This window comes from Adlercreutzia sp. ZJ141 (assembly GCF_011038965.1).
Classification (GTDB): domain Bacteria; phylum Actinomycetota; class Coriobacteriia; order Coriobacteriales; family Eggerthellaceae; genus ZJ141.
Window position 1 is genome coordinate 102,871 of sequence record NZ_JAAKEB010000004.1, and the last position, 24,246, is coordinate 127,116.

The following is a 24,246-nucleotide window of genomic DNA, read 5'->3' on the forward strand; positions in this document are numbered from 1 at the left end:
GTAAGGGAAAGGGAGAACCGATGGTTTCTCGAGTGTTCGTTGAGAAAAAGCCCGGGTTCGACGTTGAGGCGAGGCAATTGCTCGCTGAGGTGCGCGACATCTTAGACGATCCGTCGCGGCTTGTCGACGTGCGCCTGTTCAACCGCTACGATGTCGAGGGTATTACCGACGAGGTGTTCAGGCAATGTATCCCCACGGTGTTCAGCGAGCCTCAATCCGACAACGTATACGACGAACTCCCCTGCGCTGACGAACCTTTTGACGGTGTCATGTTTGCGGTTGAGTATCTGCCGGGCCAGTTCGATCAACGAGCCGACTCGGCCAGCGAGTGTATTCAACTCATTACGCAGGGCGCTCGCCCCGAGGTACGCAGTGCCAAGGTGTACCGGTTTGCGTCGGCAGGCCCGCTTTGCGAGACTGAGAAAGCTGCCATTAAGCACTACGTGATTAATCCGGTCGAAGCGCGCGAGGCGTCGTTTAACAAACCCGACACACTGCGCATTGCTCAGCCCGTGCCCGCGCCGGTGGAGCGCATCGAAGGGTTCCTCGAGCTTGACGAGGCGGGCCTTGCCCGTTTCGTTGCCGAGCGCGGTCTTGCTATGGATGTGGCCGATATCGCGTTTTGTCAGCAATACTTTGCTGACGAGGGACGCGTGCCTACCATTACTGAGATCAAGATGATCGACACCTACTGGTCGGATCATTGCCGTCATACCACGTTTGGTACGGTGCTCGATGATGTGCAGATTGACGATACCCAGGTGCAGCAGGCGTTTGACCGCTATTTGGACATGCGCCACGAGCTGGGGCGCGACGAAAAGCCCATTTGTCTTATGGATATGGGAACCATTGGCGCGAAGTACCTGAAGGCCAAGGGTATCCTGACCGGTCTTGATGAGTCGGAAGAAATCAACGCCTGCACGGTGAAGTGTACGGTCGATGTCGATGGGCAAGACCAAGACTGGCTGTACTTATTCAAGAACGAGACGCATAACCATCCCACCGAGATTGAGCCGTTCGGTGGCGCAGCCACCTGTGTGGGCGGTGCCATTCGCGACCCGCTTTCCGGACGCAGCTACGTGTATCAAGCTATGCGTGTTACGGGCGCGGCGAATCCGCTGGCTCCCATAAGCGAGACGATTCCCGGCAAGCTGCCGCAGCGCAAGCTGGTGACCACGGCGGCGGCTGGCTATTCCAGTTACGGCAATCAGATAGGTCTTGCAACCGGCCAGGTGAACGAGCTGTACCACCCGGGCTATGCTGCCAAGCGCATGGAGATCGGCGCAGTGGTGGGCGCTACGCCCGCCGATCATGTTCGCCGCGAGACGCCTGCACCGGGCGATGTGGTGGTGCTTTTGGGCGGACGCACGGGACGCGACGGTATCGGCGGTGCCACTGGTTCGTCGAAGGCGCACAGCGCAAGCTCGCTTGAAACCTGTGGTGCCGAAGTGCAGAAGGGTAACGCGCCGGTTGAGCGCAAGATTCAGCGCCTATTCCGCCGCAAGGATGCCTGCGAGCTCATCAAGCGTTGCAACGATTTCGGCGCAGGCGGCGTGTCGGTAGCCATTGGCGAGTTGGCCGACGGCCTGCTTATCGACTTAAATGCCGTGCCGAAGAAATACGACGGTCTCGACGGCACCGAGCTGGCCATCTCCGAGAGCCAAGAACGCATGGCAGTAGCCCTTGCGCCCGAAGACGTTGAGACGTTCATGGGCTTTGCTCGCGAGGAAAACCTTGAGGCGACGGTAGTCGCGCGTGTGACAGAAGAACCTCGTGTGCGCATGACGTGGAATGATGACGTGATTGTAGATGTCAGTCGCGAGTTTTTGGCCAGCAACGGCGCACCGAAGCATCAGGCCGTGCATGTGCCGGCAGGTGGCTCGTATTGCCACACATGGGAAGGCGACACGTTGCAAGAGCGTATGGAGGCGCTGCTCTCCGATCTGAACGTGTGCTCGAACAAGGGTCTGGTGGAGCGTTTCGACTCGACCATTGGCGCAGCGACGGTGCTCATGCCGTTCGGTGGTACCCGCCAGCTTACGCCGAGCATGGCCATGGTAGCCAAGATGCCCGTCTTCGGTGAAACTACCACGTGCAGTGGCATGGCGTGGGGATTCAATCCCTACCTCACCGAGGCGAACCAATTCGTGGGATCCTACGTTGCGGTACTGGAAAGCGTGTGTAAGCTAGTTGCCGCCGGATTTGCTCGCGAAAACGCCTACCTCACGTTCCAGGAGTATTTCGAAAAGCTGCGCACCGACCCCGACCGGTGGGGCAAGCCTGCCGCAGCGGTGTTGGGCGCGCTCATGGTCCAGGTTGACCTGGGTGTTGGTGCTATTGGCGGCAAGGACAGTATGTCGGGCAGCTTCGAAGAGTTCGACGTGCCGCCAACGCTTGTCAGCTTCGCTACCGCGGTGGGTTCGGTCGATCGCGTGACGAGTCCCGAGTTCAAGCGAGCGGGTTCGCGCGTGCTTGCAGTGGTACCGCGCTACGAGGACGACGGCATTACGCCGCGCACCGACTCGCTTTTGGCGGTGCTCGATTGCGTTGAGGGGCTCATTGGTGACGGTGCAGCCCTTGCGGTTGCCACACCGGGTTACGGCGGCATGGCGGAAGCGCTGTTTAAGATGTGCGTGGGCAACGGACTTGGAGTGAAGCTATACGGGTCGCTTGGTGGCGCGCTGTTCGGGCCGAGCTATGGCAGCTTTGTGGTGGAGCTCGCCGACGGCGCGGAAGTGCCGGAAGTTGGCTGCGATGTGGCGGTCGGCGTGGTGGGTGAAACCACCGAGGCATACGAGTTCGCCATTGGAACTGAGACGCTCGATCTTGTCCGGCTACAGGAAGTATGGGAAAGCGGCATCGAGAGTGTGTTCCCGTATCGCACCAAGGATACGGACAAAACTCCTGCTTCCTCTGCGGTTGAGAAAGTGTCGTTTACCGACGCTGTTCCGCTTACCTACGGTGGTACGATCGCGCGTCCGCGTGTGGTTATTCCGGTGTTTCCGGGAACTAACTGCGAGTACGATACCGCTCGCGCTTTTGAGCGTGCCGGCGCGGTAGCCGAAACGTTTGTGATCAACAACCTTACGCCCGATGCCGTTGCCGACAGCGTGAAGGAATTCGTGAAGCTCGTAGGAAACAGCCAGATCATCATGCTGCCGGGTGGTTTTTCCGGTGGTGACGAGCCCGACGGGTCGGCGAAGTTCATCACGGCGTTCTTCCGTGCACCCGAGGTGACCGAGGCGGTGCGCGACTTGCTGCAGAACCGCGATGGTTTGATGCTGGGTATTTGTAACGGCTTCCAGGCGCTGGTAAAGCTGGGATTGGTGCCGTATGGCGACATCGTTCCCATGACCGATGAGTGCGCTACGCTGACGTTCAACAACATCGGCCGCCACCAGAGCCGTCTTGTGCGTACGCGTGTAGCAACGACGCTCAGTCCGTGGCTTTCGCGCTGCGAGGTGGGGGATATTCACACCGTTGCCATCAGCCATGGCGAAGGGCGCTTCGTCGCGTCGCCCGAGTTGGTTGCTGAGCTGGCGGCTAAGGGGCAAATTGCCACGCAGTACGTTGACCAGGCAGGTGAGCCGTCAATGGATCTTTCCGTGAATCCGAACGGTAGCGTGATGGCTATCGAAGGCATCACCAGCCCTGACGGGCGCGTGCTTGGCAAGATGGGCCACACGGAACGCAGCGGCTATGGCCTGTATAAGAACGTTTCGGGTAACTTGTACCAGCCGCTGTTTGAGGGAGGCGTCGACTACTTCGCGTAAAGCTCAGCAGCTGCAGCGGGTGCAGTTGTCTCATAAGGTACGTGTTGTATATGAATACCCATGCCGTCAACTTTCCTGCTTTGTCCACCTTTCAAGCAAAGTGGTCAGAAAGGGGGAGTTGACGGCGATTTAGTGTCTAAAAGTGGTCAAAACACAAGGGTTGACAGCGGATTTCAAGGAAAATGCCGCTGTCAACCCTTGTATTTTGGCCACTTTGCGAATTAGGCGCAAGGGGACATACTCTATGCGACGCTCCTACGCAAAGCCGAGCGTCGCGCCGGTAAGGTAGATGCCGTACGCACACACCCATGCCACCACACATTGAGCCACCACCATGCAAGCAGCCCATGCGCCACCCAGCTCGCGTTTCACCGAGGCGATGGCAGCCACGCAGGGTGTGTACAGCAGGCAGAACACCAGCAGAGCTAAAGCCGACAGCGTCGAAAGGGCGGCGACCAGCGCATCGGTGCTGCCAAACAGCACCGATATGGTTGACACAACGCTTTCTTTTGCCATGAAACCCGACAGCAGCGCGGTCGAAATGCGCCAGTCGTCTAGGCCCATCGGTGCGAACAATGGCGAAGTAACACCAGCGATATTCGCCAAAATGCTCTGCGAAGAGTCGGCAACCACGTTGAAGTTTGTACCAAATGTCTGCAAAAACCAAATGATGATAGTTGCCAGAAAGATAATGGTGAAGGCGCGCTGTAGGAAGTCCTTCGCCTTGTCCCACAACAGGTGGCGCACGTTTTTTGCCCCGGGCATGCGATAGTTCGGCAACTCCATAACAAACGGCACTGCCTCGCCCTTAAACAACGTGCCCTTCAGCACAAGCGCACACAGCACACCAACGGCAATTCCCAGGAAGTACAGCCCACCCATAATCAGCGCTCCGTGTTCGGGGAAGAATGCCGCCGTTAGAAACGCATAAATGGGAAGCTTTGCCGAGCAGCTCATGAATGGCGTCAGTAGAATGGTCAGTTTGCGGTCGCGCTCGCTTGGCAGCGTACGGCTGGCCATAACGGCGGGCACGCTGCATCCGAAGCCAATGAGCATGGGCACGATGCTGCGTCCCGACAAACCGATTTTGCGTAGTAGCTTGTCCATAACAAATGCCACGCGCGCCATGTAGCCGCTGTCTTCCAGAAGCGACAAGAAAAAGAATAACGTGACAATAATGGGTAGAAACGACAGCACGCTGCCTACGCCGCCGAACACGCCATCGGCCACAAGCGACTGCAGCGTAACGTTTACGTCTGCCGCTTGCATCAGGCCCACCACAAAGCTTCCGAGCGCAGTTATGGCTACATCCAGCACGTTTTGAAAGAATGCGCCAATTACGTTGAAGGTCAGCCAAAACACTGCGAGCATAATGCCCACGAAAGCGGGAATAGCGGTAAAACGGCCCGTGAGCACGCGGTCGATGCGCGCGCTACGCGCATGCTCACGGCTTTCTGTCGGTTTTACCACGGTGGCGGCGCACACGCGGTTGATGAAGCTGAAGCGCATATCGGCAATGGCTGCGGCGCGGTCGAGTCCGCGCTCGGCTTCCATCTGGGTTATTACGTGTTCCACCGCTTCGCGCTCGTTCTGATCGAGTTGCAGCTTGTCGGCGACCAGTGTGTCGCCCTCGGCAAGTTTCGACGCGGCGAATCGCACGGGCATTCCTGCGCGTTCGGCGTGGTCTTCGATAAGGTGCATAATGCTGTGCAGGCACCGGTGCACAGCTCCGCCATGTTCGCTTGCTTCGCAGAAATCCTGTCGTTCGGGGCGCTCTTGGTAGCGCGCCACGTGAAGCGCATGGGCCACCAGCTCTTCGGTGCCTTCACTCTTCGCGGCGCTAATGGGCACGACTGGTATACCCAGCTGATTCTCCAGCTCGTTGACGAGCACCGATCCACCGTTTGCGCGCACTTCATCCATCATGTTTAAGGCCAGCACCATAGGCGTGTCCAACTCGAGCAACTGCATGGTCAAATACAAGTTGCGTTCGATGTTGGTGGCGTCGACAATGTTTATGATGCCGCGCGGGCGCTCGCCCAGCAAAAACTCGCGCGTTACCAGTTCCTCGCTCGAATAGGGGCTCATGGAATAGATGCCAGGCAAGTCGGTGACCAGCGTGTTTTCGTGTTGCCCGATGCGGCCGTCTTTGCGGTCGACGGTGACGCCGGGGAAGTTGCCCACGTGCTGAGTCGATCCGGTGAGCAGGTTAAACAAGGTTGTTTTGCCGCAGTTCTGGTTGCCGGCCAATGCGAAGGTGAGCACGGCGTCATCGGGAAGCGGATGTTCGGCGGATTTGTCGTGAAACCGTCCGCCTTCGCCAAAGCCTGGGTGTTCTCGCTCGTGCGGGTGTCCGCCTGGGTATATGCCGCCAGCAGCTGCGATTTGAGTCGCGGCAGGAGGGGTTGTTTGGGGGCAGGGAAGCGTCTCGACGATTATCTTTTCGGCGTCGGCCAGACGCAGTGTCAGCTCGTAGCTATGCAGGCGAACCTGCAGCGGGTCGCCCATAGGTGCGCGCTTCACGGCGGTCACGCAGGTTTGGGGAATAAGCCCCATATCCAGGAAATGCTGCCGCAGACTGCCTTCGCCGCCTACGCTTGTGATAATGGCGCTGCTTCCCAAGGGCAGGTCGCGCAGCGTCGTTTGAGGTGCTGATACGTCGGTCACAGTGGTTATCTTTCGTCGTCAGAAACAAGCACTCGTTGGTGCCCGTTGTTGTCTGCGGACTTCTGTTGTCGTCCGTTGTGGTTTGTGGTCGCCTGTTGTTGCCCGTTGTCGCTCGCTCGTATTGTTCCTGCGATATTCTACGCAAAGCACCTTTGCTTCGTGCTCAAAATGGCGTTGAACCCAAGTTTTCAACATCTAACTTTTAGCGCGATTGCAAAGCGGTTCGGGAAGAACGGCTTATCTGTGATCTGTGGGTAATAACGCAGGCGTTGTCGATGAGGCGACGAAGCACCCGAAACCTCTATGCTCGAAGGGTAGACTGTGCTACCATTCGAAACGTCAGCGGTGCCCGCAGCTTGTGAGGCCAGCCGGGTTGCCGTTCGACTCAAGGGGTAACGGCCAGCTTAGCGCTGGCCGTTCTTACGTTGCCGCTTGCGCCTGGTGACAAATCGCTCCGTGCAGCAGAGCACGAAACCCACGATGGTAAGCACCGAGGCCACGCCGTTTAGAACGTCGAGCATTCATGATTCACCTCCTTTCAATAAAGAAGACAAACCCGGCATGAGCGAACACCTCCAACGGTGTCGATTGTATCCGTAGCACTGCAAAAGATAAACCCATGTACGTTTCGTATTAACGGGGATTCTCGCTTGTGATGGAGGAGCAATAGTCTCCGTTGTCTTTTACGGGACTGTTGACTGGATGGTTTAACGACTTGCGTGTTTTCATTGGCAAGAAGAAGGCACTCACCCAACAGCCTGAGCTTTAGCTTCATATTCAAAAGTACAGGGTTCGTTCTAATGGATGCCATTTACGCAGATAAATTAGGTCATACTTTGCAGAGCTTCGTACTTTTTTGGTCTCAAAATTACAGGGCTTGCACAATGCTAATCGGTTCCGAATGCGGCTTGCCGCAGGGCTTTGATACCCATAGGGGCTCTTTCTTCAATGACATCAAATGACAAACTGTGGATCAGGTTACGGGCTCTTTCTCCGGATTTGTAAGGCCGAGTCACGTCAACTGCCTTATATAAACTCTTAAGCTTAGCTTTTCCCTTCCTGCCACGCGGTTCAACGTCGGGGCCTAGTCCGAGAAACCTCCTGACTCCTTCGATATCGACAAGTATGACGTCTTCGATGTCCGCATCGGCGGCAAGATCAATTACGGGAAGTCCCATCTTGGCGAGATCCTGTCTGAAGCGCCTCCATGCTCTTGTGTCTAGGTTGAGAGATACGTCCCCATCGGTATCGTAGCAAAGCACCACGATCCATGGTATGTCCGTTGAGAGGCACGTGCTCCTGACCCAGTTCAGCGCATTTGGCACCGAGCTGACGGACCCTTTGACGTTGAACCTGATGAGAATATCACCGTCTTTAGCCCTGATGACGAAATCCTTATTGGGGAGTTGCTCTATCGCGGTACCCGGCTTATTGCTACAGCACCATTGAAGATATTCGTGATAGAAGACTCTTTCGGTTGACCCCTCGACCACGAAAGCAAGACCCTTGGTGTAGTCGTTATCGCCTTGTTTAGCCATCAGCTCACCTCAAGGAAGCTTTTGAGAATATCCTCTTCGTCCTCTCCAGAGGACATAAGTGCAAAGATGTACTCTCCGGCAGACATGCCACGGTCGTATGCTGCGTCAGACAATCCGTTAACGCTATCAACCTTGAACGTCGCGAACGAAGCCACTCCGTTATCGTTTGGTATCCCCACGTAAATGCTGTTAAATGGCAGGCATTGAATGAGGTGAGGAGAATGGCTGGTGAGGATAATCTTGGTCTCTCCGAGTACTTCTCGGAGAGATTCTAGGAGGTCTTGCATCATTCTGGGGTGAATGCCAGTCTCAACCTCTTCGACGCCGAGACATCCAACGCCAGCTATGTCAGCCATCACAGACCTTGCTACAAGCCATATGACTCGCTTGGTTCCGTCTGACATGCGAGTCACGCTAACTGGTTGATTTAGATGGCTGCTGGTGACGAATATCCTATACACCTCGTCGCGTATACGGTAGGGAACCGGGGTATCGGAATCTGACGACACCGTTTCTTGGAACTGCTGTGTCCGATCCGCGATTTGTTGTTTTTGCTCGGGCTGTAGCTGCGATGATACGACGTCGATGTTGACGATTTCCGGGAAAAGCTCGCAGACGATGCTCTGGAACTCATCATATTTGCTGGGGTATTTCTTCTTCAACTCAAACAAAGAATGCGGGAGATCTCGCTCTGCGAGTGAGAAAACACCGCTCTCCTGGCCCGCAAGCTCGAGGGGGTAGTCATCCATGATACCGTCTGTACTAAGGGGGTAGCATGCTCCATACTTGAGGTCGCGAATCGCACGGATCGCGGGGTTGATGTCAATGCTGTCAATAGCGGTGAGTACATCAATTGCAAGCTGGTTCAAGTCAAGGTTGATTTTTCGCGTGCACCTTTGAGTTGAATGCCCAGGGCGATATTTCCCGATGTTCCGTTTCAGATATGAGGACCAGTTCCCGCCACGCTTGTAGTTGAGCTCAATTGTCTCACCGGTTACGCGCTCTCCGCTTCCGTCATCACGGCGCCACGCGAATGAGAACCCGTAACGCACGAACTGGTACTCGCCTAGTTCAGGCGAGTGAAATTCGACTTCGAACGTGAAGTCATTCATGTCGAGTTCCGACACGAGAGGCATGCAGCTCTCGTCCCCCATCATTCTCACACGTGTCTGTGGGGTCGAGTTCATAAACTGAACCCCGAACGCCACGGCGTCGAGGAAATTCGATTTTCCGTAGTTGTTGGTGGAAACAAGTGACGTAATGCTCTTGTTGAGAACGACCCTTGTTGTTTTAAGGTTACGAAAGCCACCTACCGTTATGCTCAGAAACTCCATGTCAGCCTCCTTGATGCGAACCCGGGATGATTCTAGATGCGCAGTCCAAGAGTATACTATCCTTGTACTTAAATGTACATTGCAATATCTCTATTCCAATATATAGCCAGTTCAAGATCTATCTTATGATTCTACCTTGTACTATTTGTAGCATAATGGAGGCAGAGCTGCTAGTTGAATTACTAAGCGCAATGCAAGGGTGATGCCACTTTCCGCGCTTCAAATCTCGCATCTCGTGAAAAGTGGCGTCTTCAAGTTCTTCTCCGGTGTGCTTAAGGTTGACACCAGTTTTCCTAAGCTCTCTTCAGGTTTTCTCCCTCGCACTTTTAACGCGCTTGCAAAGCGGTGCGACGCTTGTGATGGTACACTGTGCGCGATCAATGAGTGCATGCGTTCGCATGCTTGAATGCGCGGGCGCGCAGGGTCGCGTCGATGAAAGGACCACGTTATGTCTCTACCGGCACCTGATTTGAGTAAGAAGGCGGACAACCGCACCACTATGGATTTAGGAGCTGCACTTCCCTTAACGGCCGAGGTGCGCGACGGTCACCTGTTCGTGGGCGGTGTCGACATGGTTGAACTGGCCCGCACGGAGGGTACAGCGCTCTACGTGATGGACGAGACTGACATGCGAAGCCGCATGCGTCGCTACCGTGAGTCGTTTGCCGCGAATTACCCGGCAAGCAGCATTATCTATGCCAGCAAGGCGTTTCTGAATAAGGAAGCCGCGCGCATCGCTGCGCAGGAGGGCATGTGGCTCGATGTGTCGGGTGGTGGCGAACTCGCGTGTGCACTGTCGGTAGGGTTTCCTGCCGAGCGTGTGGTCATGCACGGCAACAACAAAACGCCGCTTGAACTTCGCGAGGCCATTTCTGCAGGTGTTGGCCGCATTGTGCTCGACAGTCCCTACGAACTTGAGCGCATTTCCCAGATAGCAGGCGAACTCGGTGTTGAACAGCAGGTGTACATGCGCGTGACACCGGGTGTCGAGGCCGACACGCACGAGTACATTCGCACAGGCTGCGAGGACAGCAAGTTCGGTTTCACCATGCGCGATGATTTTGCGTACAACAGCGTGCGCGCGGTTCTCGACGCGCCGAACGTAAAGCTGGTTGGCCTGCATTGCCATATTGGGTCACAGATTTTCGCGCTGCATTCGTTCCGCGAGGCAGTTGACGTGATGGTCGAGCTCATGGCGCGCATCGAGCAGGGTTACGGCTGCAAGCTTTCTGAACTCGACATGGGAGGCGGCTTGGGTGTTGCCTATAACGCTGACGATACGCCGTCTACCATCGAGCAGTTTGCCGAGCTCACTACGGGTGCAGTGAAGGAAAGCTGCGAGAAGTATCACGTTGCGCTGCCGCATCTGTCGGTGGAGCCCGGACGCAGCTTGGTGGCCACGGCGGGGCTGACGTTGTACACGGTGGGCGTGCTGAAAACGCTGCCGGGAATTCGCAACATCGTAGCCATCGACGGTGGCATGTCCGACAACGTGCGCACCGCTCTGTACCACGCGAACTACGAACCCACGGTGGCGAACAAGGCTGATCAGCCGCGCACGCAGATCATCACGCTGGTGGGCAAGCACTGCGAGAGTGGCGATGCGGTGGTAACCGACATGCCGCTGCAGCAGGCCGAGGTAGGCGACATCGTTGCTGTGTTCGGCACGGGCGCGTACTGCTACACCATGTCGTCGAACTACAACGGTCAACCGAAGCCTGGTATCGCGTTCGTGAAGGACGGAAGCTACCGCGTTGTCACACGTCGCGAAACCTACGACGACATTTACGGCCGCGACATTTAGGAAAGCGTAGGCCATCGAAAGGCGTACACTAGTAAAAGCGTATAGGGCGGGCGCGTTTCGGAAGGGGCGCGCTCGTCCTGTGCTTTCCAGGAGTGTGCTCGACGCGCCCATCGTACGTTTTCTTGGTGTGTGATCCGCGCCCGTGCAAGAGTCGTGCAAGAGTCGTCGCTTCGATCGAGTGTTCGTGGTAGGTTGTTTCCCCGCGCGATGGTCGCATGCGTTTTTTTCCACTACAATGACTAGCCATACGCAGCATTTCCCGAAAAGCAAGGAGGCGCGCATGCGCACGATCAACGTAGGAATCATCGGCTTGGGCACCGTAGGCGGCGGAGTTGCGAGGCTCATTAACGAACATCACGACGACTACCTGGCCAATTACGGCATCGATCTCAGCATCAAACGCGCGTGCGCGCGCGAGGACTCGCGTCTGGATGAGCTGGGCATTTCGGCCGAGCAGTTCACGTTCGACTGGCATGATGTGGTGGCCGACCCCGATATCGACATCGTGGTTGAAGTGATCGGTGGCGAACATCCCGCAACCGAAATCTTCGAAGAGTCCTTCACGTCGGGCAAGCACGTGGTGTCTGCCAATAAGGCACTGCTTGGCCGTCATGTGGAGCATCTGGCAGCTCTTGCCGCTGAAAACGGTGTACAACTGCGCTGCGAGGCTGCGGCGGCAGGTGGCATCCCCGTGGTGCATGCGCTCGAGCATGATCTGTCGGGCAACGGTATCCTTACCATCGCCGGTATTATGAACGGCACGACGAACTACATCCTTTCGCGCATGGCAAACGAGGGCTTGGGGTTTGACGAGGTGTTAGCGGCGGCTCAAGCGGCCGGTTATGCAGAAGCCGACCCCACGGCCGATGTCGACGGCTTCGACGCCGCGTCCAAAATCGCCATCCTGTCATCCATTGGCTTCCGTACGCGTGTGGTCACCGACGACGTGTACATGCAGGGAATTCGCAACGTGTCAGCCGAGGATATGGCGCAGGCGGCCGATTTCGGTTACGCCATCAAGCTGCTTGCCATCGCGCGCAACACTCCCACTGGGGTTGATGTTCGCGTGCACCCTGCCATGATTCCGGTAAACCACCAGCTAGCCAGCGTGAACGGTGCTATGAACGCTGTGTTTGTGGTTGGTGATGCAGTGGGTGAAACCATGTTCTACGGCGCCGGTGCCGGCGCGTTCCCCACGGCAAGCGCGGTGGTGGGCGACATCCTAGCGTTGGCCGATCCGCTGTCTCATGGTATAGCTCCCGTACCTGAAGCCGAACCCTTCGATGCCAACTTGCCAGTGCGCGACATGCTCGATTTGCACACACGTTACTACATCCGCATGACGGTCGACAACACGAGCGGCGTGTTGGCGCAGACCACACGCGTGTTCGCCGATAACGACATCTCTATTTCCAACATGAGTCAGCACGACGGAGCTGACGAAAGCGCCACTATTGTGTATGTGACGCACATCGCGCAGGAGCGCAATCTGCAAGCAGCCATTGCCGACCTCGAAGCGCTCGATGTGGTGCGCGAAGTGGCCAGCGTCATCCGCGTGGAGGACATTGACGCGTGGAGCCGCGGTGTAATGGACAACTAGGAAGATAGTAACAACGCGTTCAAGAGGGGTTTTCATGGAACAGTACAAGCAGGAATTCATCGAGTTCATGGTCGAAAGCAACGTGCTGAAGTTCGGCGAGTTTACGCTGAAGAGCGGCCGCAAGAGCCCGTTTTTCATGAACGCCGGCGCGTACGTAACCGGTGACCAGCTACATCGTTTGGGCCGGTATTACGCGCGCGCTATCCACGAGAATTTTGGCGACGATTTCGACGTGGTATTTGGTCCTGCCTACAAAGGCATTCCGTTAAGCGTTATCACCGCCATGGCGTATCACGAGCTGTACGGCAAGGAAGTGAAGTACTGCTCCAATCGCAAGGAGGCGAAGGATCACGGCGAGGGCGGCAACCTACTGGGATACGTTTTACAGGATGGCGACCGCGTGGTTATGGTCGAGGATGTAACCACGTCAGGCAAGTCCATTGATGAAACGCACCCTATTATCACTGGTGCCGCAAACATCGAGATCAAGGGGCTTATGGTGTCGCTCAATCGCATGGAAGTGGGCAAGGGCGGCGTGAAGTGCGCATGTGACGAGGTGTCGGAAAAATACGGATTCCCGTGCGCGTCAATCGTGAACATGGCTGAGGTCACCGAGTACTTACACAACCGCGAAGTGCAAGGTCGTGTGGTTATCGATGATGCTACAAAAGCCGCCATTGATGCTTACTACGAACAGTACGGAGCGAGAGAATAGCAAGTTTGCGCTCGAGAAGTTTTGGCGTGTCGCAAGGGTTGTTTGATAAGTCCTTGCGACACGCCTTCGTGTGTTAGCTCAACTGTTGGTTTGAGTGTGCTGTGTCAGGTGCTCTACACGAGGTGAGACGCACCAGGTGAATTGCATCAGGTGCGCTTCAACAGGTACGCTGCACCGAGTGCACTGCGGAAAGGATACCCCATGTCCGAAACCCCTGTCGAGTTCGGCTGTGTCTTTGATTGCGACGGAACACTTATCGACTCCATGGTTGCATGGCGCGAGGTCGAAGATGAGCTGGCACGCCTTGCGGGCGTTAAGCTAACGAAGGAGCAGACCGACCTCATAACAACGCTCACGTTGCCCGAGGTAGGGGATTTCTTTCACGATCAGCTTGGGGTAGGCAACTCACCGCAGGATGTGCTCGATCTTGTTGATGAGTTTATGGCTGACTTCTACGGAAACCGCGCGAAGCCGCGCCCCGGGGCGCTCGAATTCGTGCAAGCGCTCGCCGCGCGTGGGGTACCCATGGCGGTTGCCTCGTCCACGCCGACCGCACTTCTGCGCGCAGGCATTGAGCATGCTGGTTTCGCACCATATATGCGGGCGGTAGTGTCGGTTGACGACGTGGGACATTCAAAGCGCGAGCCGCACGTGTACGATTGCGCGCGGGAATCGCTGGGCATGCCGCGCCATTGTACGTTCGGCTTCGAGGATGCCGCCTACGCGCTCGACACGCTGCGCACGGCCGGGTACCGCACGGTAGGCGTGTACGACTGCGACTTGTCGGGAACCTATGAGCAGTTGCTTAGCGCCGCCGACCGCACCGTGCGCAGCTTCCACGAACTAAACAGCGAACGCTTCCCTGAATAACGTAGCTGACAGGTGAGCGTGCTGTGCTTTGTGTTGCTGTACCGAAAAAGCATCTTGGACGTTTTTGCTTGGTTGGAGCGCCTGAATGGTTGCTATACTGAAAGAACCGATATTCCGGCACTTCTAAGTTAGGAGAAACCATGGGATACATCAACTGTTCCCACTGCGGGCGCACGCTTGCTGATGATGTGGCGTTCTGTCCGATTTGTGGAACGCCTGTTGCTCGCGACGCTGCAGGTCAGGTGTCCGAAAGCGATTCTGTTATACCCGAACCCGTGGCTCCCGCCGAGCCGGCCTTGCCGACGGAGCCCATCGAGTCTGTCGAGCCGGTTGTGCCGGCGGAATCCGTCGAACCTGCGGCTCCCGTCGACGACGCAGCTCCTGCGGTTCCCGTGTTTCCCGTTGAGCCTGCTGCTCCGGTGTCTTCTCCGTACGGTGTTCCCGTCGCGCCGAGTGGCTATCCTGCCCAGCCTGGTCAGGGCGGCGCCTTCCCTGCGAGCCCCTACGGCGCGCCTCCGGCTCCGCAGCAGCCGCAACAGCCTCCGGTCCCGCAACCGCAACAGCCTCCGGTCCCGCAACCGCAACAGCCTCCGATCCCGCAACTCCAGCAACCGCAGCAACCCACGAACCCCTATGGCGCGCCGGTGGGTGGCCCTTACGCGCCCCCGCAGCCGACGCAGGGAATGCCCGCTGGTCAACCTCCCTACGGAGCGCCTCAACAACCAGGTGGTGTACCCCAGCAACCCGGTGGCATGCCTCCGTACGGCGCTGCGCCTGGGCCGTCCGGCATGCCCCCGTATGGCGGCATGCCTCAGCAGCCCATTCCTTACTCGCAGATGAACAACGACGGCAAGGGTCGCGGCAAGGCGACGGCGTCGCTGGTGCTCGGCATCATTTCTATCGTGCTGGGCAGTTTGCTGTTCGGTATTATCGCCATCGTGCTGTCGTCGCAGTACACGAAGAAGTTCGGTCCCGATGGCAGGGCGAAAGCAGGCAAGATCTGCGGCATCATCGGATCTGTCATTTCGGCGATCCTTATAGTTTTCATACTTGTTATCTCCTGCACTGCAGCCGACATAAGCGATATCAACGTTGAGGACACCGCTGCGCCTGTGACCTCGTTCGAATCCGGTACGGTCGACGCTGAAACCGAAGCAGCAACCGAAGCCGCACAGGCAGGGCTCGATCGCCTGAAGAATCCCGATGACGTCATGATCCAGGCTATGGCAGCCGAGGCCGATGCCGAGTTTAAGAGCTGGTTCGACTACAGTCTCACCGACATCGGCGTCGATCCGACCGAGCTGGTGAAGTGGAGCGTTGGTACGATTCAGTGCGAGCTCGATACCGATGGCGTATATGTGGACGGTGTTGATGCCGAGGCATTTGCTAACACATCATGCATCACGATCAATGCGCTCATAGATTCAGTGGGTGAGCAGGTTGACGCGTTCAATCAGAGCGAAGGCGGCGTGGCCAGTGACGAGGAAGCGAAGGCAAAGCTTGCCGAGTTCCTGGAAAACGCCAAGACGCAGGCGACCCCAGAGGAGTACTTCCTGTGCTTCGAGCTTGATAAGAAGGGCGATTCCTGGGTGGTTGAGGAAGAATCCTTCCTGGAAGAAGCAGAGTACGTATACAGCATGTATGACATCTTCTAATCGCCAGTTCGAGTCAGAGGTTTCGCCAATCGCATCGCATGCAGTACCACAGATCAGCTATCGCCACGGGTCCTCTTCGAAGAAGGGGACCCGGTGCTATGAACCTTCCATGAACGCGCCGCTCGACAAACTTGACGCATGATGCGCGTGCGGTACAATCCTTCTCGATTAGCACTCGAAGGCTGTGAGTGCTAAACATACTGAAAGGAAGGCGTTCATGCGCAAGTTTAAAACCGAGAGCAAGAAGCTGCTCGACCTCATGATCAACTCCATCTACACGAATCGCGAGATTTTCCTGCGCGAGCTCGTATCAAACGCTTCCGACGCGGTTGACAAGCTATACTTCCGCAGTCTTACGGACGACACCGTGCAGCTTGACAAGGATAGCCTGGCCATTCGTGTGTCGTTTGACAAGGATGCGCGCACTGTCACCGTGTCCGACAACGGCATCGGCATGGGTAAGGACGACCTCGATGTGAACCTAGGTACCATCGCGCATTCCGACAGCATGGCGTTCAAGGCCGAAAACGACGAGGCACAGGGCGGCGACGTCGACATCATCGGCCAGTTCGGCGTAGGTTTCTATTCGTCGTTCATGGTGGCTAAGCGCGTGCGCGTGGTGTCACGCGCCTTTGGCACCGACGAAGCGTGGGCGTGGGAAAGCGACGGCATCGAGGGCTACACCATCACCTCTGCCGAGCGCGATACGCACGGCACTGACGTCATTCTCACGCTGAAGGACGACACCGACGACGAGAGCTTCGACACGTTCTTGTCGGAATACGGCCTGAAGAGTCTCATCAAGCGCTATAGCAACTACGTGCGTTATCCTGTGCAGATGAACGTGACGAAGAGTCGCGAGTTACCCAAGCCCGACGACGCTGGTGACGACTACGTGCCGCAGCGCGAAAGCTACACCGAGCTTGAAACCATCAACTCCATGATTCCCATCTGGAAGCGCCGCAAGTCCGACGTTACCGACGAAGAGTACAACGAGTTCTACAAATCCGAGTTCCACGACTTCGCCGATCCTGCTCGCGTTACTACCATCCACGCCGAAGGCGCTCTGTCTTACGATGCGTTGCTGTTCGTGCCGAGCAAGGCTCCGTGGGACCTCTACAGCAAGGACTACCAGAAGGGCTTGGCGCTGTACAGTTCCAACGTGCTTATCATGGAAAAGTGTGAAGACCTGCTGCCCGACTATTACAACTTCGTGCGTGGCGTGGTTGACAGCCAAGACCTTACGCTGAACATTTCGCGCGAAACGCTGCAACAGAACAGCCAGTTGCGCGCTATCGCCAAACGCGTTGAGAAAAAGGTTACTTCCGAGTTGCAGAATATGCGCGACAACGACCGTGAAGCTTATGAGAAGTTCTTCGAGAACTTCGGCCGCGGCCTGAAGTACGGCATTTATGCCACCTATGGTCAGGCTCGCGATCCGCTGGCCGATCTGCTGCTGTTCCATTCTGCCAAGCAGCAGAAGCAGGTCACACTGGCCGAGTATGCCGCCGTCATGCCTGAGGGACAGGATGCCATCTACTACGCTGCGGGCGACTCGGTGGAGCATCTGCAGAACATGCCGGCGGTAAAAACGGTACTGTCGAAGGGCTACGACGTGCTGCTGTGCACGCAGGATGTCGACGAGTTCACGTTCCAGATGATGTACGGCTACGAAGCGCCGAAGACCGACGACGCCGACGATGCTGAGCCCGCGGCACCGCTGCCGTTCAAGAGTGTGGCCGATGCCGACCTTGACATTTCCACCGAAGAGGAAAAGGAAGCGGCAAAAGCTATCACTGAAGACAATAAAGACCTCTTCGAGGCTATGACCAGTGCCCTTGACGGCAAGGTGGAAAAGGTGGCTGTGTCAGCTCGCCTTACCGACGAGCCGGTGTGTCTGGTGTCGGAAGGCCCCATCTCCATTGAAATGGAGAAGACGCTTGCCGGCACGCCCGACGCTGAAGGCATGAAGTCGCAGCGTGTGCTGGAGGTAAACCCCAAGCACGCAGTGTTTGAAGCGCTGAAGACCGCACAGGATTCGGGGGACGCCGACAAGGTACGCGCCTACACCGATCTGCTGTATGGCCAGGCGTTGCTGATGGCAGGACTCCCAGTTGACGATCCGCTGGCGTTCTCGCAAGCGGTATCGGAGCTGATGATCTAAACGGTTCGAATGGTTTATGATCTTCCCAACTATTAGGCCAAATAGTAGGGTGCATGGAGGGGCTGCGAACCGGGTTTTCGCAGCCCTTGCGTTTGTTTTGCTTGCGCGTGGGTAGCTTACGTGTGGGTGGCTTCTACCGCTTTCGGAGCTCCCAGAAGGCAACGGCGCTGGCGGCGGCCACATTTAAGGAATCGACCCCATGCGCCATGGGAATACGCACGGTGAAGTCGCATTGGGCGATGGTTTCGGGCGCGAGGCCATCACCTTCGGTTCCCAGCACCAGGGCTATTTTCTCGCAGGTGGCAAGGCGCGCGTCATCCAAACTCACCGAATTGTCGCAAAGCGCGAGCGCTACTGTGGTGAAACCAAGCTGCTTCAGCTGAGGAATCCCACTGGTTGCCCAGGCGCTTTTTCCCAGTGTATGGGCGTCTTTGTTTGAGAGAGGAGAGCGCTTTCTCGTGCGGGCTGTCGCTAGCGCAGGAAGCTGGCTTGCAGCATCAGTGTCGTTGACAGTGCCGTCGGCGTGGTGTTTTGTTTTCGGTGCGTCCGTTTCGCAATGCTGCACATGGCCGGTGCAACCGATGCGCGTCCAGGGAACTTGGAACACGGTACCCATGCTCACGCGCGCGGCGCGTCGGTACAGCGGGTCGTAGCATTCAGGCGTTACGAGCACGGCGTCAACGCCGAGCGCTGCGGCCGACCGGAAGATGGCCCCTACGTTGGTGTGGTTCGTTACGTTTTCTAGCACCGCGATAAGCCGTGCGCCTTCCACCACCGTTTCAACACTGGGCAATGCGGGCCGTCGGAACGCGCCTAAGGCCCCGCGGGTCAGCTCGAAACCGGTCAGCTCTTGTAGCGCATCGTGCGGTGCTACGAACACGGGCATGGTGGGGTAGTGGGCTTCCATGCGTGTGATCAGTGACTCGAGGGATTTGAGCCACTTTTCCTCCATCAAAAGCGATAGCGGTTGCGCCCCACCTGAAAACGCCCGCTCAATCACCTTGCCCGATTCAGCGATGAACAGGCCCTTTTCAGGCTCCAGTTTGTTGCGCAGTTGCGCTTCGGTCAGGCGCGCATACGCGTCGAGGCGGGGGTCATCAAGTGTGCTTACGTGGAGTACGGGCATGGTTCTCCTTCGTGGTTCGGTGCTGCGGTGCCGCCCAGCGTTCGTCAACGACCTGCCGCACGTCGGGTGATTCCATTATAATGGCGGCCGATACGGCAATGAAGCGCACGGTGGGAAAGGGGCACGGCATGAATGGGCAAACTGACAAGGTGGAAAACGGCATGGAGGATGCGCGCAACCAGCGAGGCGACGAGCAAGGCGAGCAGTTGCAAAGCGCGATGGAGCGCGTGCAGAATCCGGTGAATCATCCGGCGTTCAACCAGTTCGTCGCTACGGTTTCGGCGCTGCGTGCGCCTGACGGGTGCCCGTGGGATCGCGAGCAAACCCACGCCAGCATTGCACACAACATGATCGAAGAAGCCTATGAGGCCGTTGACACCATTGAGTCGAAAGACGTTTCCCATCTGCGCGAAGAACTTGGCGATGTGATGCTTCAGGTGGTACTGCACAGCCAGATAGCCGCCGACGCGGGTGAGTTTACTATCGACGACGTGTGCGCCGACGTAAATGACAAGCTTATTCGCCGGCACCCGCATGTGTTCGGCGACGTGAACGCCGGCAGCGCCGCAGAGGTGCTCGATCTGTGGGATCAGGTGAAGCTGTCAGAGAAGGCCGCAGGTGCCGGGTCGCAGACAGGGGAGGCCCGTGTTCCGGAAAGTCTGCTCGCCAGCGTTCCGGCAAGCTTTCCCGCGCTCATGCAGGCGCAAAAGATCGCGCGTAAGGCGGCATCGGCCGGGTTTGAATGGGGTGATGTTGCCGAAACGTGGGACAAGGTGTATGAAGAAATTGGCGAGCTTAACGAGGCGTACGCTGCCGCTCCCAAGGCTGGCAACGGCAAGATGGATGCGTCCGCCTGCGCTGAATCCGATGCTGCCGATCGCGTGGCGGCCGCCGAGGTCGAGTTCGGCGACGTACTGTTCAGCCTCATCCGTGTGGCGAACAAGATGGGCATCGATGCTGAATCGGCGCTGCGCGCTACCTGTCGCAAATTCCGCAGCCGATGGGAGTTCATGGAAGGTGCGGCGGCGGCAGAAGGCACACGCGTGCAGGACCTTTCGTTCGACAAGCTCGACGAGCTGTGGGACACCTCGAAGCTCCTGTCATAGGCATTATGTTGCTTCTCAAGATTACCGCGATCAGTTCAAGTTGTGCTATTTCGGGGATTTCGGGGGCTTCAACTGCCCGAAATAGCGAAAAATCACGGTTACGCGTGTGAAGTTGTGTCGAGGGTGATACAATAACCGCGATCAGTGCGCGCGGCGCCGTTCTTGAAGTGCGTTCGCGAGTGCGCTATCATGGGGCCGGTGTCGTGCGTGTGAGCTTCGACTCCCATACTACGAATACCGGTTAGCTCGAAACCTTGAACAGAGAGATGAGGTAGGGTATGGAAAACGTTTACGATGTCATTGTCTTGGGCGCGGGCCCGGCGGGTCTGACGGCCGGCCTTTATGCGGGCCGCAGCAGGCTCTCCACGCTCATTATCGAGAAGTCTCAGGACGGTGGCCAGATCGCCATTACCGACGAGATCGAGAACTATCCCGGCCAGCGCGTCGACATTGACGAGTCCGGCGCTTCCCTGGTTGCCCGCATGACCGAGCAGGCCGCTAAGTTCGGCTGCGAGCGCGTGAGCGATACCATCACCGCCGTTGACCTTGAGGGCGACGTCAAGCGCGTTACCTGCGTGAAGGGCGAGTACTGCGCCAAGACCGTCATTCTGGCAACGGGTGCTCATCCCCGCCCCATCGGCTGCAAGAACGAAGCGCAGTTCGTGGGCAAGGGCATTTCCTTCTGCGCCACCTGCGACGCTAACTTCTTCGAGGATCTTGAGGTGTACGTTGTCGGCGGCGGCGACGCTGCGGTTGAAGAGGCAATGTATCTCACCAAGTTCGCCCGCAAAGTTACCCTCATCCATCGCCGCGACGAGCTGCGCGCTGCCAAGTCCATCCAGGAGAAGGCATTCAAGTGCGAGGGTCTCGACTTCATGTGGAACACCGTGGTTGACGAGGTTGGCGGCGACGAAGGCGTTCTGGCCAAGATGGTCGTGCGCAATACCAAGACCGACGAGCTGACCACCATCGAGGCTGACGAAGATGACGGTATCTTCGGTCTGTTCGGCTTCGTGGGCATGATCCCCGGCACCGATCTGTACGAGGGCATCATCGACATGGAGCGCGGCTACGTGGTTACCGACGACAACATGCACACCAACATCCCCGGCGTGTTCGCCGCCGGCGACCTGCGCAAGAAGACGCTGCGCCAGGTTGTTACGGCCGCTGCTGACGGTGCTATCGCCGCCATGCAGGCCGAGAAGTACATCAACGAGCAAGAGTAAGACGGGATAAGCAAGCGAAGCGCTTGTGAGTAACCACAGATCAAGAAGAAGGAGACGAACATGCTTGATGTGGATAAGAAGACGTTTGAGCCCGAGGTTCTGCAGGCTGAGGGCAAGGTTCTGGTTGACTTCTACGGCGACGGCTGCGTGCCCTGCGCTGCGCTGATGCCGCACGTACACGGCTTTGCCGAGAAGTATGGCGACAAGATGAAGTTCACTTCCATGAACACCTCGAAGGCTCGCCGCGTGGCTATCGGCCAGCAGGTGCTGGGCCTTCCCACTATCGCCATTTACGAGAACGGCCAGAAGATCGAAGAGCTCGTCAAGGATGACGCCACCCCTGAGAACGTTGAGGAAATGATTAAGCGTCATATCTAAGCGTTGCGTTTACGTGTTACAGTTGAGCGCATTCGCGTTACAGCGGTGATTCGGTCGCTGATTGTCAGCGTCTGAAGCATAAAGAACCATAAGACACGAGTAGTAGAGAGAGGAGGGAAAATGAGCATTTTGGCCAATAAGAAGGTTGTCGTTATCGGCGATCGCGACGGCGTACCCGGCGAGGCGATTTCTGCCTGCGTCGAGACTGCCGGTGGCGAGGTTGTATTCTCCTCAACGGAGTGCTTTGTCTGAACGGCAGCCGGTGCAATGGACCTGGAGAACCAGAAGAGGGTTAAGGAATTCTCCGAGCAGTTCGGCCCCGAAAACGTTGTTGTTATCGTGGGCGCGGCTGAGGGAGAAGCTGCCGGCCTCGCTGCTGAGACAGTGGAGGCGGGCGACCCGACGTTCGCTGGTCCGTTGACGGGAGTCCAGTTGGGACTCGCCTGCTATCACATCTGCGAGCCTGAGATCAAGGAAGAAGTCGACGCTGACGTCTACGAAGATCAGGTTGGTATGATGGAAATGGTTCTCGATGTTGACGATATCGTCTCCGAGATGACCGACATCCGCTCTGAGTTCTGCAAGTACTAAGACGGATGCGTAAAGGGCTGAAGCGGCGGCGCAAGTCGTCGCTTCAGCTTGATTGGATGTAGTTGCGGGCCGGTGGCAGTCTATGGAAGCCCGGGGCATATTTCGGGTCTACCTTTTCGACTTTGTCATCGATCCTCGTTTCGCGGAGGTAGAAATGAAATGTGTAATTAAGGGAACCGGCTACGTGCTGGTTCACACGCCCGACATGGTGATCGAAAACGGCACCACGCAGACCACCGAGCGCGTGGTCAATCCCGACAGCGAGTATCTGAAGGAGCTGCCGAGCCATCTGCGCACCTTCGATCAGGTGCTGTCGTACTGGCCGAACCAGGTCTACATTGGCAACAAGACTCCCGATGAGCTGCGTGACGTTGCGGAGCCGTGGTGCAACGAAACCTGCGACGTGGCTGACCGTTACGGCAAATTCGGCCAGATGATGCCCGAAGATGAATTCTACCTGCTGCTGCAGGCCTGCGACGTGTTCGACCTGGTGGAACTCGATGCCGAGTTCGTTGCCGGTGCGAAAGAAGCGTTCGCCGCCAACAAGGTCATCGACGAGACCATCGTCGCTCGCGTGAAGGACGGCGTTGAGGCCAGCGTTGTTGCCGACCTCGTTGAGAACGAGCATGCCGAGCCGCTGTCGTTTGATGGCAAGCTGGTCGGTTGCGTGAAGCGCGCCCATGACATCGACGTCAACCTGAACGCTCACACCATGCTTGAGAATCTGGTTGCCAAGGCGTCCTCCGTGCTGGCGCTGCTGACGGTTGTTGAAACCGCTGGTATCGAGAAGGCCGACATCGAGTATGTTATCGACTGCTGCGAAGAGGCATGCGGCGACATGAACCAGCGTGGCGGCGGCAACTTCGCCAAGGCTGCTGCTGAGATCGCCGGCCTGGCAAGCGCCTCTGGTTCCGACTCCCGTGGCTTCTGCGCCGGCCCCTCGCACGCACTCATTGAGGCCGCTGCCCTCGTTCAGTCCGGTGCGTACAAGTGTGTTGCTGTCACCGCTGGCGGCTGCACCGCCAAGCTGGGCATGAACGGCAAGGACCATGTGAAGAAGGGTCTGCCTATTCTCGAGGATATGCTGGGTGGCTTCGCCGTTGTGCTCACCGCTAACGATGGCGTGAACCCCGAGATCAATCTCGACATCATCGGTCGCCATTCCGTAGGCACCGGTTCCGCACCGCAGGCTGTTATCCAGAGTCTCGTGTATGATCCGTTGGAGAAGAACGGCTTGGCCATCACCGATATTGACCGCTTCTCTCCCGAGATGCAGAACCCCGACATCACCAAGCCCGCTGGCGCTGGTGACGTTCCTGCCGCCAACTACAAGATGATCGCCGCTCTGGGCGTGAAGAAGGGCGCTATCGAGAAGGCTGATATGGCCAACTTCGCCAAGGAGCGCGGCATCACCGGCTTTGCTCCCACGCAGGGCCACATCCCCTCGGGCGTGCCCTCCATCGGCTTTATCCGCGACATGATCCTCGACGGCGACATCCAGCGTGCCATGATCATCGGCAAGGGCTCGCTGTTCCTGGGTCGTTTGACCAACTTGTTCGACGGCACTTCGTTCGTCATCCAGAAGAACAGCGGCGAGCAGGAAGCCACGGCGGTGAACGAGGATGAGATCCGCGGCATGGTTGCACGTGCGATGCGCGAGTTCGCCCAGAGCATGCTCGCCGACGCCGAATAAAGGGGG

16 protein-coding genes are annotated in these 24,246 nt (G+C 57.4%); 12 read left to right on the forward strand and 4 right to left on the reverse strand.

The features are described from left to right. The first annotated feature begins 20 nt into the window (after positions 1-20). The gene (locus tag G7Y44_RS02620) at positions 21-3,773 is read left to right on the forward strand and encodes a phosphoribosylformylglycinamidine synthase (protein ID WP_165247316.1); all 3,753 of its coding nucleotides are present in this window, start codon (positions 21-23) and stop codon (positions 3,771-3,773) included. A 255-nt stretch (positions 3,774-4,028) separates the two neighbouring features. On the opposite strand, the gene feoB is transcribed toward G7Y44_RS02620, so the two are convergent. The 3 genes from feoB to G7Y44_RS02635 form a co-directional block, all read right to left on the reverse strand. Next, positions 4,029-6,440: a ferrous iron transport protein B gene (feoB, locus tag G7Y44_RS02625; RefSeq protein WP_241159154.1), complete on the reverse strand. Its 2,412-nt coding sequence runs from the start codon at positions 6,438-6,440 to the stop codon at positions 4,029-4,031. A gap of 887 nt (positions 6,441-7,327) precedes the next feature. Continuing rightward, complete coding sequence (locus G7Y44_RS02630; RefSeq protein WP_165247318.1) at positions 7,328-7,978, reverse strand: hypothetical protein; 651 nt, start codon at positions 7,976-7,978, stop codon at positions 7,328-7,330. Next, the gene (locus G7Y44_RS02635; RefSeq protein ID WP_165247320.1) at positions 7,978-9,312 is read right to left on the reverse strand and encodes an AAA family ATPase; all 1,335 of its coding nucleotides are present in this window, start codon (positions 9,310-9,312) and stop codon (positions 7,978-7,980) included. The genes G7Y44_RS02630 and G7Y44_RS02635 overlap by 1 nt, the downstream gene beginning before the upstream one ends. Before the next feature lie 448 nt (positions 9,313-9,760). On the opposite strand from G7Y44_RS02635, the gene lysA reads away from it, so the two are divergent. The 6 genes from lysA (at position 9,761) to htpG (ending at position 18,120) form a co-directional block, all read left to right on the forward strand. Next, positions 9,761-11,116: a diaminopimelate decarboxylase gene (lysA, locus tag G7Y44_RS02640; protein WP_165247322.1), complete on the forward strand. Its 1,356-nt coding sequence runs from the start codon at positions 9,761-9,763 to the stop codon at positions 11,114-11,116. A 280-nt stretch (positions 11,117-11,396) separates the two neighbouring features. Next, on the forward strand, positions 11,397-12,716 hold the full coding sequence (locus G7Y44_RS02645) for a homoserine dehydrogenase (RefSeq protein ID WP_165247324.1): 1,320 nt from the start codon (positions 11,397-11,399) through the stop codon (positions 12,714-12,716). Between the two features lie 34 nt (positions 12,717-12,750). After that, positions 12,751-13,431, forward strand: coding sequence for an orotate phosphoribosyltransferase (gene pyrE / locus G7Y44_RS02650; protein WP_165247326.1), 681 nt, complete (start codon positions 12,751-12,753; stop codon positions 13,429-13,431). 201 nt (positions 13,432-13,632) lie between these two features. Beyond that, positions 13,633-14,301 (forward strand): HAD family hydrolase, encoded by a 669-nt coding sequence (locus tag G7Y44_RS02655; protein ID WP_165247328.1) that lies wholly within the window; start codon positions 13,633-13,635, stop codon positions 14,299-14,301. Positions 14,302-14,441: 140 nt separating this feature from the next. Beyond that, complete coding sequence (locus tag G7Y44_RS02660) at positions 14,442-15,956, forward strand: zinc-ribbon domain-containing protein (protein ID WP_165247330.1); 1,515 nt, start codon at positions 14,442-14,444, stop codon at positions 15,954-15,956. 217 nt (positions 15,957-16,173) lie between these two features. Continuing rightward, complete coding sequence (htpG, locus tag G7Y44_RS02665; RefSeq protein ID WP_165247332.1) at positions 16,174-18,120, forward strand: molecular chaperone HtpG; 1,947 nt, start codon at positions 16,174-16,176, stop codon at positions 18,118-18,120. Positions 18,121-18,253: 133 nt separating this feature from the next. On the opposite strand, the gene G7Y44_RS10375 is transcribed toward htpG, so the two are convergent. After that, the gene (locus tag G7Y44_RS10375; protein ID WP_241159155.1) at positions 18,254-19,246 is read right to left on the reverse strand and encodes a TrmH family RNA methyltransferase; all 993 of its coding nucleotides are present in this window, start codon (positions 19,244-19,246) and stop codon (positions 18,254-18,256) included. 11 nt (positions 19,247-19,257) lie between these two features. Here G7Y44_RS10375 and mazG point away from each other — a divergent pair, with 11 nt between their 5' ends. The 5 genes from mazG (at position 19,258) to grdC (ending at position 24,240) form a co-directional block, all read left to right on the forward strand. Next, complete coding sequence (mazG, locus tag G7Y44_RS02675) at positions 19,258-20,352, forward strand: nucleoside triphosphate pyrophosphohydrolase (RefSeq protein WP_371807452.1); 1,095 nt, start codon at positions 19,258-19,260, stop codon at positions 20,350-20,352. 278 nt (positions 20,353-20,630) lie between these two features. Continuing rightward, the gene (gene trxB, locus G7Y44_RS02680; RefSeq protein ID WP_165043322.1) at positions 20,631-21,578 is read left to right on the forward strand and encodes a thioredoxin-disulfide reductase; all 948 of its coding nucleotides are present in this window, start codon (positions 20,631-20,633) and stop codon (positions 21,576-21,578) included. Between the two features lie 60 nt (positions 21,579-21,638). After that, complete coding sequence (trxA, locus tag G7Y44_RS02685; protein WP_165043320.1) at positions 21,639-21,956, forward strand: thioredoxin TrxA; 318 nt, start codon at positions 21,639-21,641, stop codon at positions 21,954-21,956. A 120-nt stretch (positions 21,957-22,076) separates the two neighbouring features. Next, positions 22,077-22,547 carry a glycine/sarcosine/betaine reductase complex selenoprotein A gene (gene grdA / locus G7Y44_RS02690; protein ID WP_165043319.1) on the forward strand — a complete coding sequence of 157 codons (471 nt, stop codon included), beginning with the start codon at positions 22,077-22,079 and terminating at the stop codon, positions 22,545-22,547. A gap of 154 nt (positions 22,548-22,701) precedes the next feature. After that, complete coding sequence (grdC, locus tag G7Y44_RS02695; protein ID WP_165247334.1) at positions 22,702-24,240, forward strand: glycine/sarcosine/betaine reductase complex component C subunit beta; 1,539 nt, start codon at positions 22,702-22,704, stop codon at positions 24,238-24,240. Positions 24,241-24,246 lie beyond the last annotated feature (6 nt).

What these genes read in the sequence shown, in the direction of transcription:
- G7Y44_RS02620 (WP_165247316.1), top strand. Translation starts at nt 21, where the DNA reads ATGGTTTCTCGAGTGTTCGTTGAGAAAAAGCCCGGGTTCGACGTTGAG.
- G7Y44_RS02630 (WP_165247318.1), bottom strand. Translation starts at nt 7,978, where the DNA reads ATGGCTAAACAAGGCGATAACGACTACACCAAGGGTCTTGCTTTCGTG.
- G7Y44_RS02635 (WP_165247320.1), bottom strand. Translation starts at nt 9,312, where the DNA reads ATGGAGTTTCTGAGCATAACGGTAGGTGGCTTTCGTAACCTTAAAACA.
- lysA (WP_165247322.1), top strand. Translation starts at nt 9,761, where the DNA reads ATGTCTCTACCGGCACCTGATTTGAGTAAGAAGGCGGACAACCGCACC.
- G7Y44_RS02645 (WP_165247324.1), top strand. Translation starts at nt 11,397, where the DNA reads ATGCGCACGATCAACGTAGGAATCATCGGCTTGGGCACCGTAGGCGGC.
- pyrE (WP_165247326.1), top strand. Translation starts at nt 12,751, where the DNA reads ATGGAACAGTACAAGCAGGAATTCATCGAGTTCATGGTCGAAAGCAAC.
- G7Y44_RS02655 (WP_165247328.1), top strand. Translation starts at nt 13,633, where the DNA reads ATGTCCGAAACCCCTGTCGAGTTCGGCTGTGTCTTTGATTGCGACGGA.
- G7Y44_RS02660 (WP_165247330.1), top strand. Translation starts at nt 14,442, where the DNA reads ATGGGATACATCAACTGTTCCCACTGCGGGCGCACGCTTGCTGATGAT.
- htpG (WP_165247332.1), top strand. Translation starts at nt 16,174, where the DNA reads ATGCGCAAGTTTAAAACCGAGAGCAAGAAGCTGCTCGACCTCATGATC.
- G7Y44_RS10375 (WP_241159155.1), bottom strand. Translation starts at nt 19,246, where the DNA reads ATGCCCGTACTCCACGTAAGCACACTTGATGACCCCCGCCTCGACGCG.
- trxB (WP_165043322.1), top strand. Translation starts at nt 20,631, where the DNA reads ATGGAAAACGTTTACGATGTCATTGTCTTGGGCGCGGGCCCGGCGGGT.
- trxA (WP_165043320.1), top strand. Translation starts at nt 21,639, where the DNA reads ATGCTTGATGTGGATAAGAAGACGTTTGAGCCCGAGGTTCTGCAGGCT.
- grdC (WP_165247334.1), top strand. Translation starts at nt 22,702, where the DNA reads ATGAAATGTGTAATTAAGGGAACCGGCTACGTGCTGGTTCACACGCCC.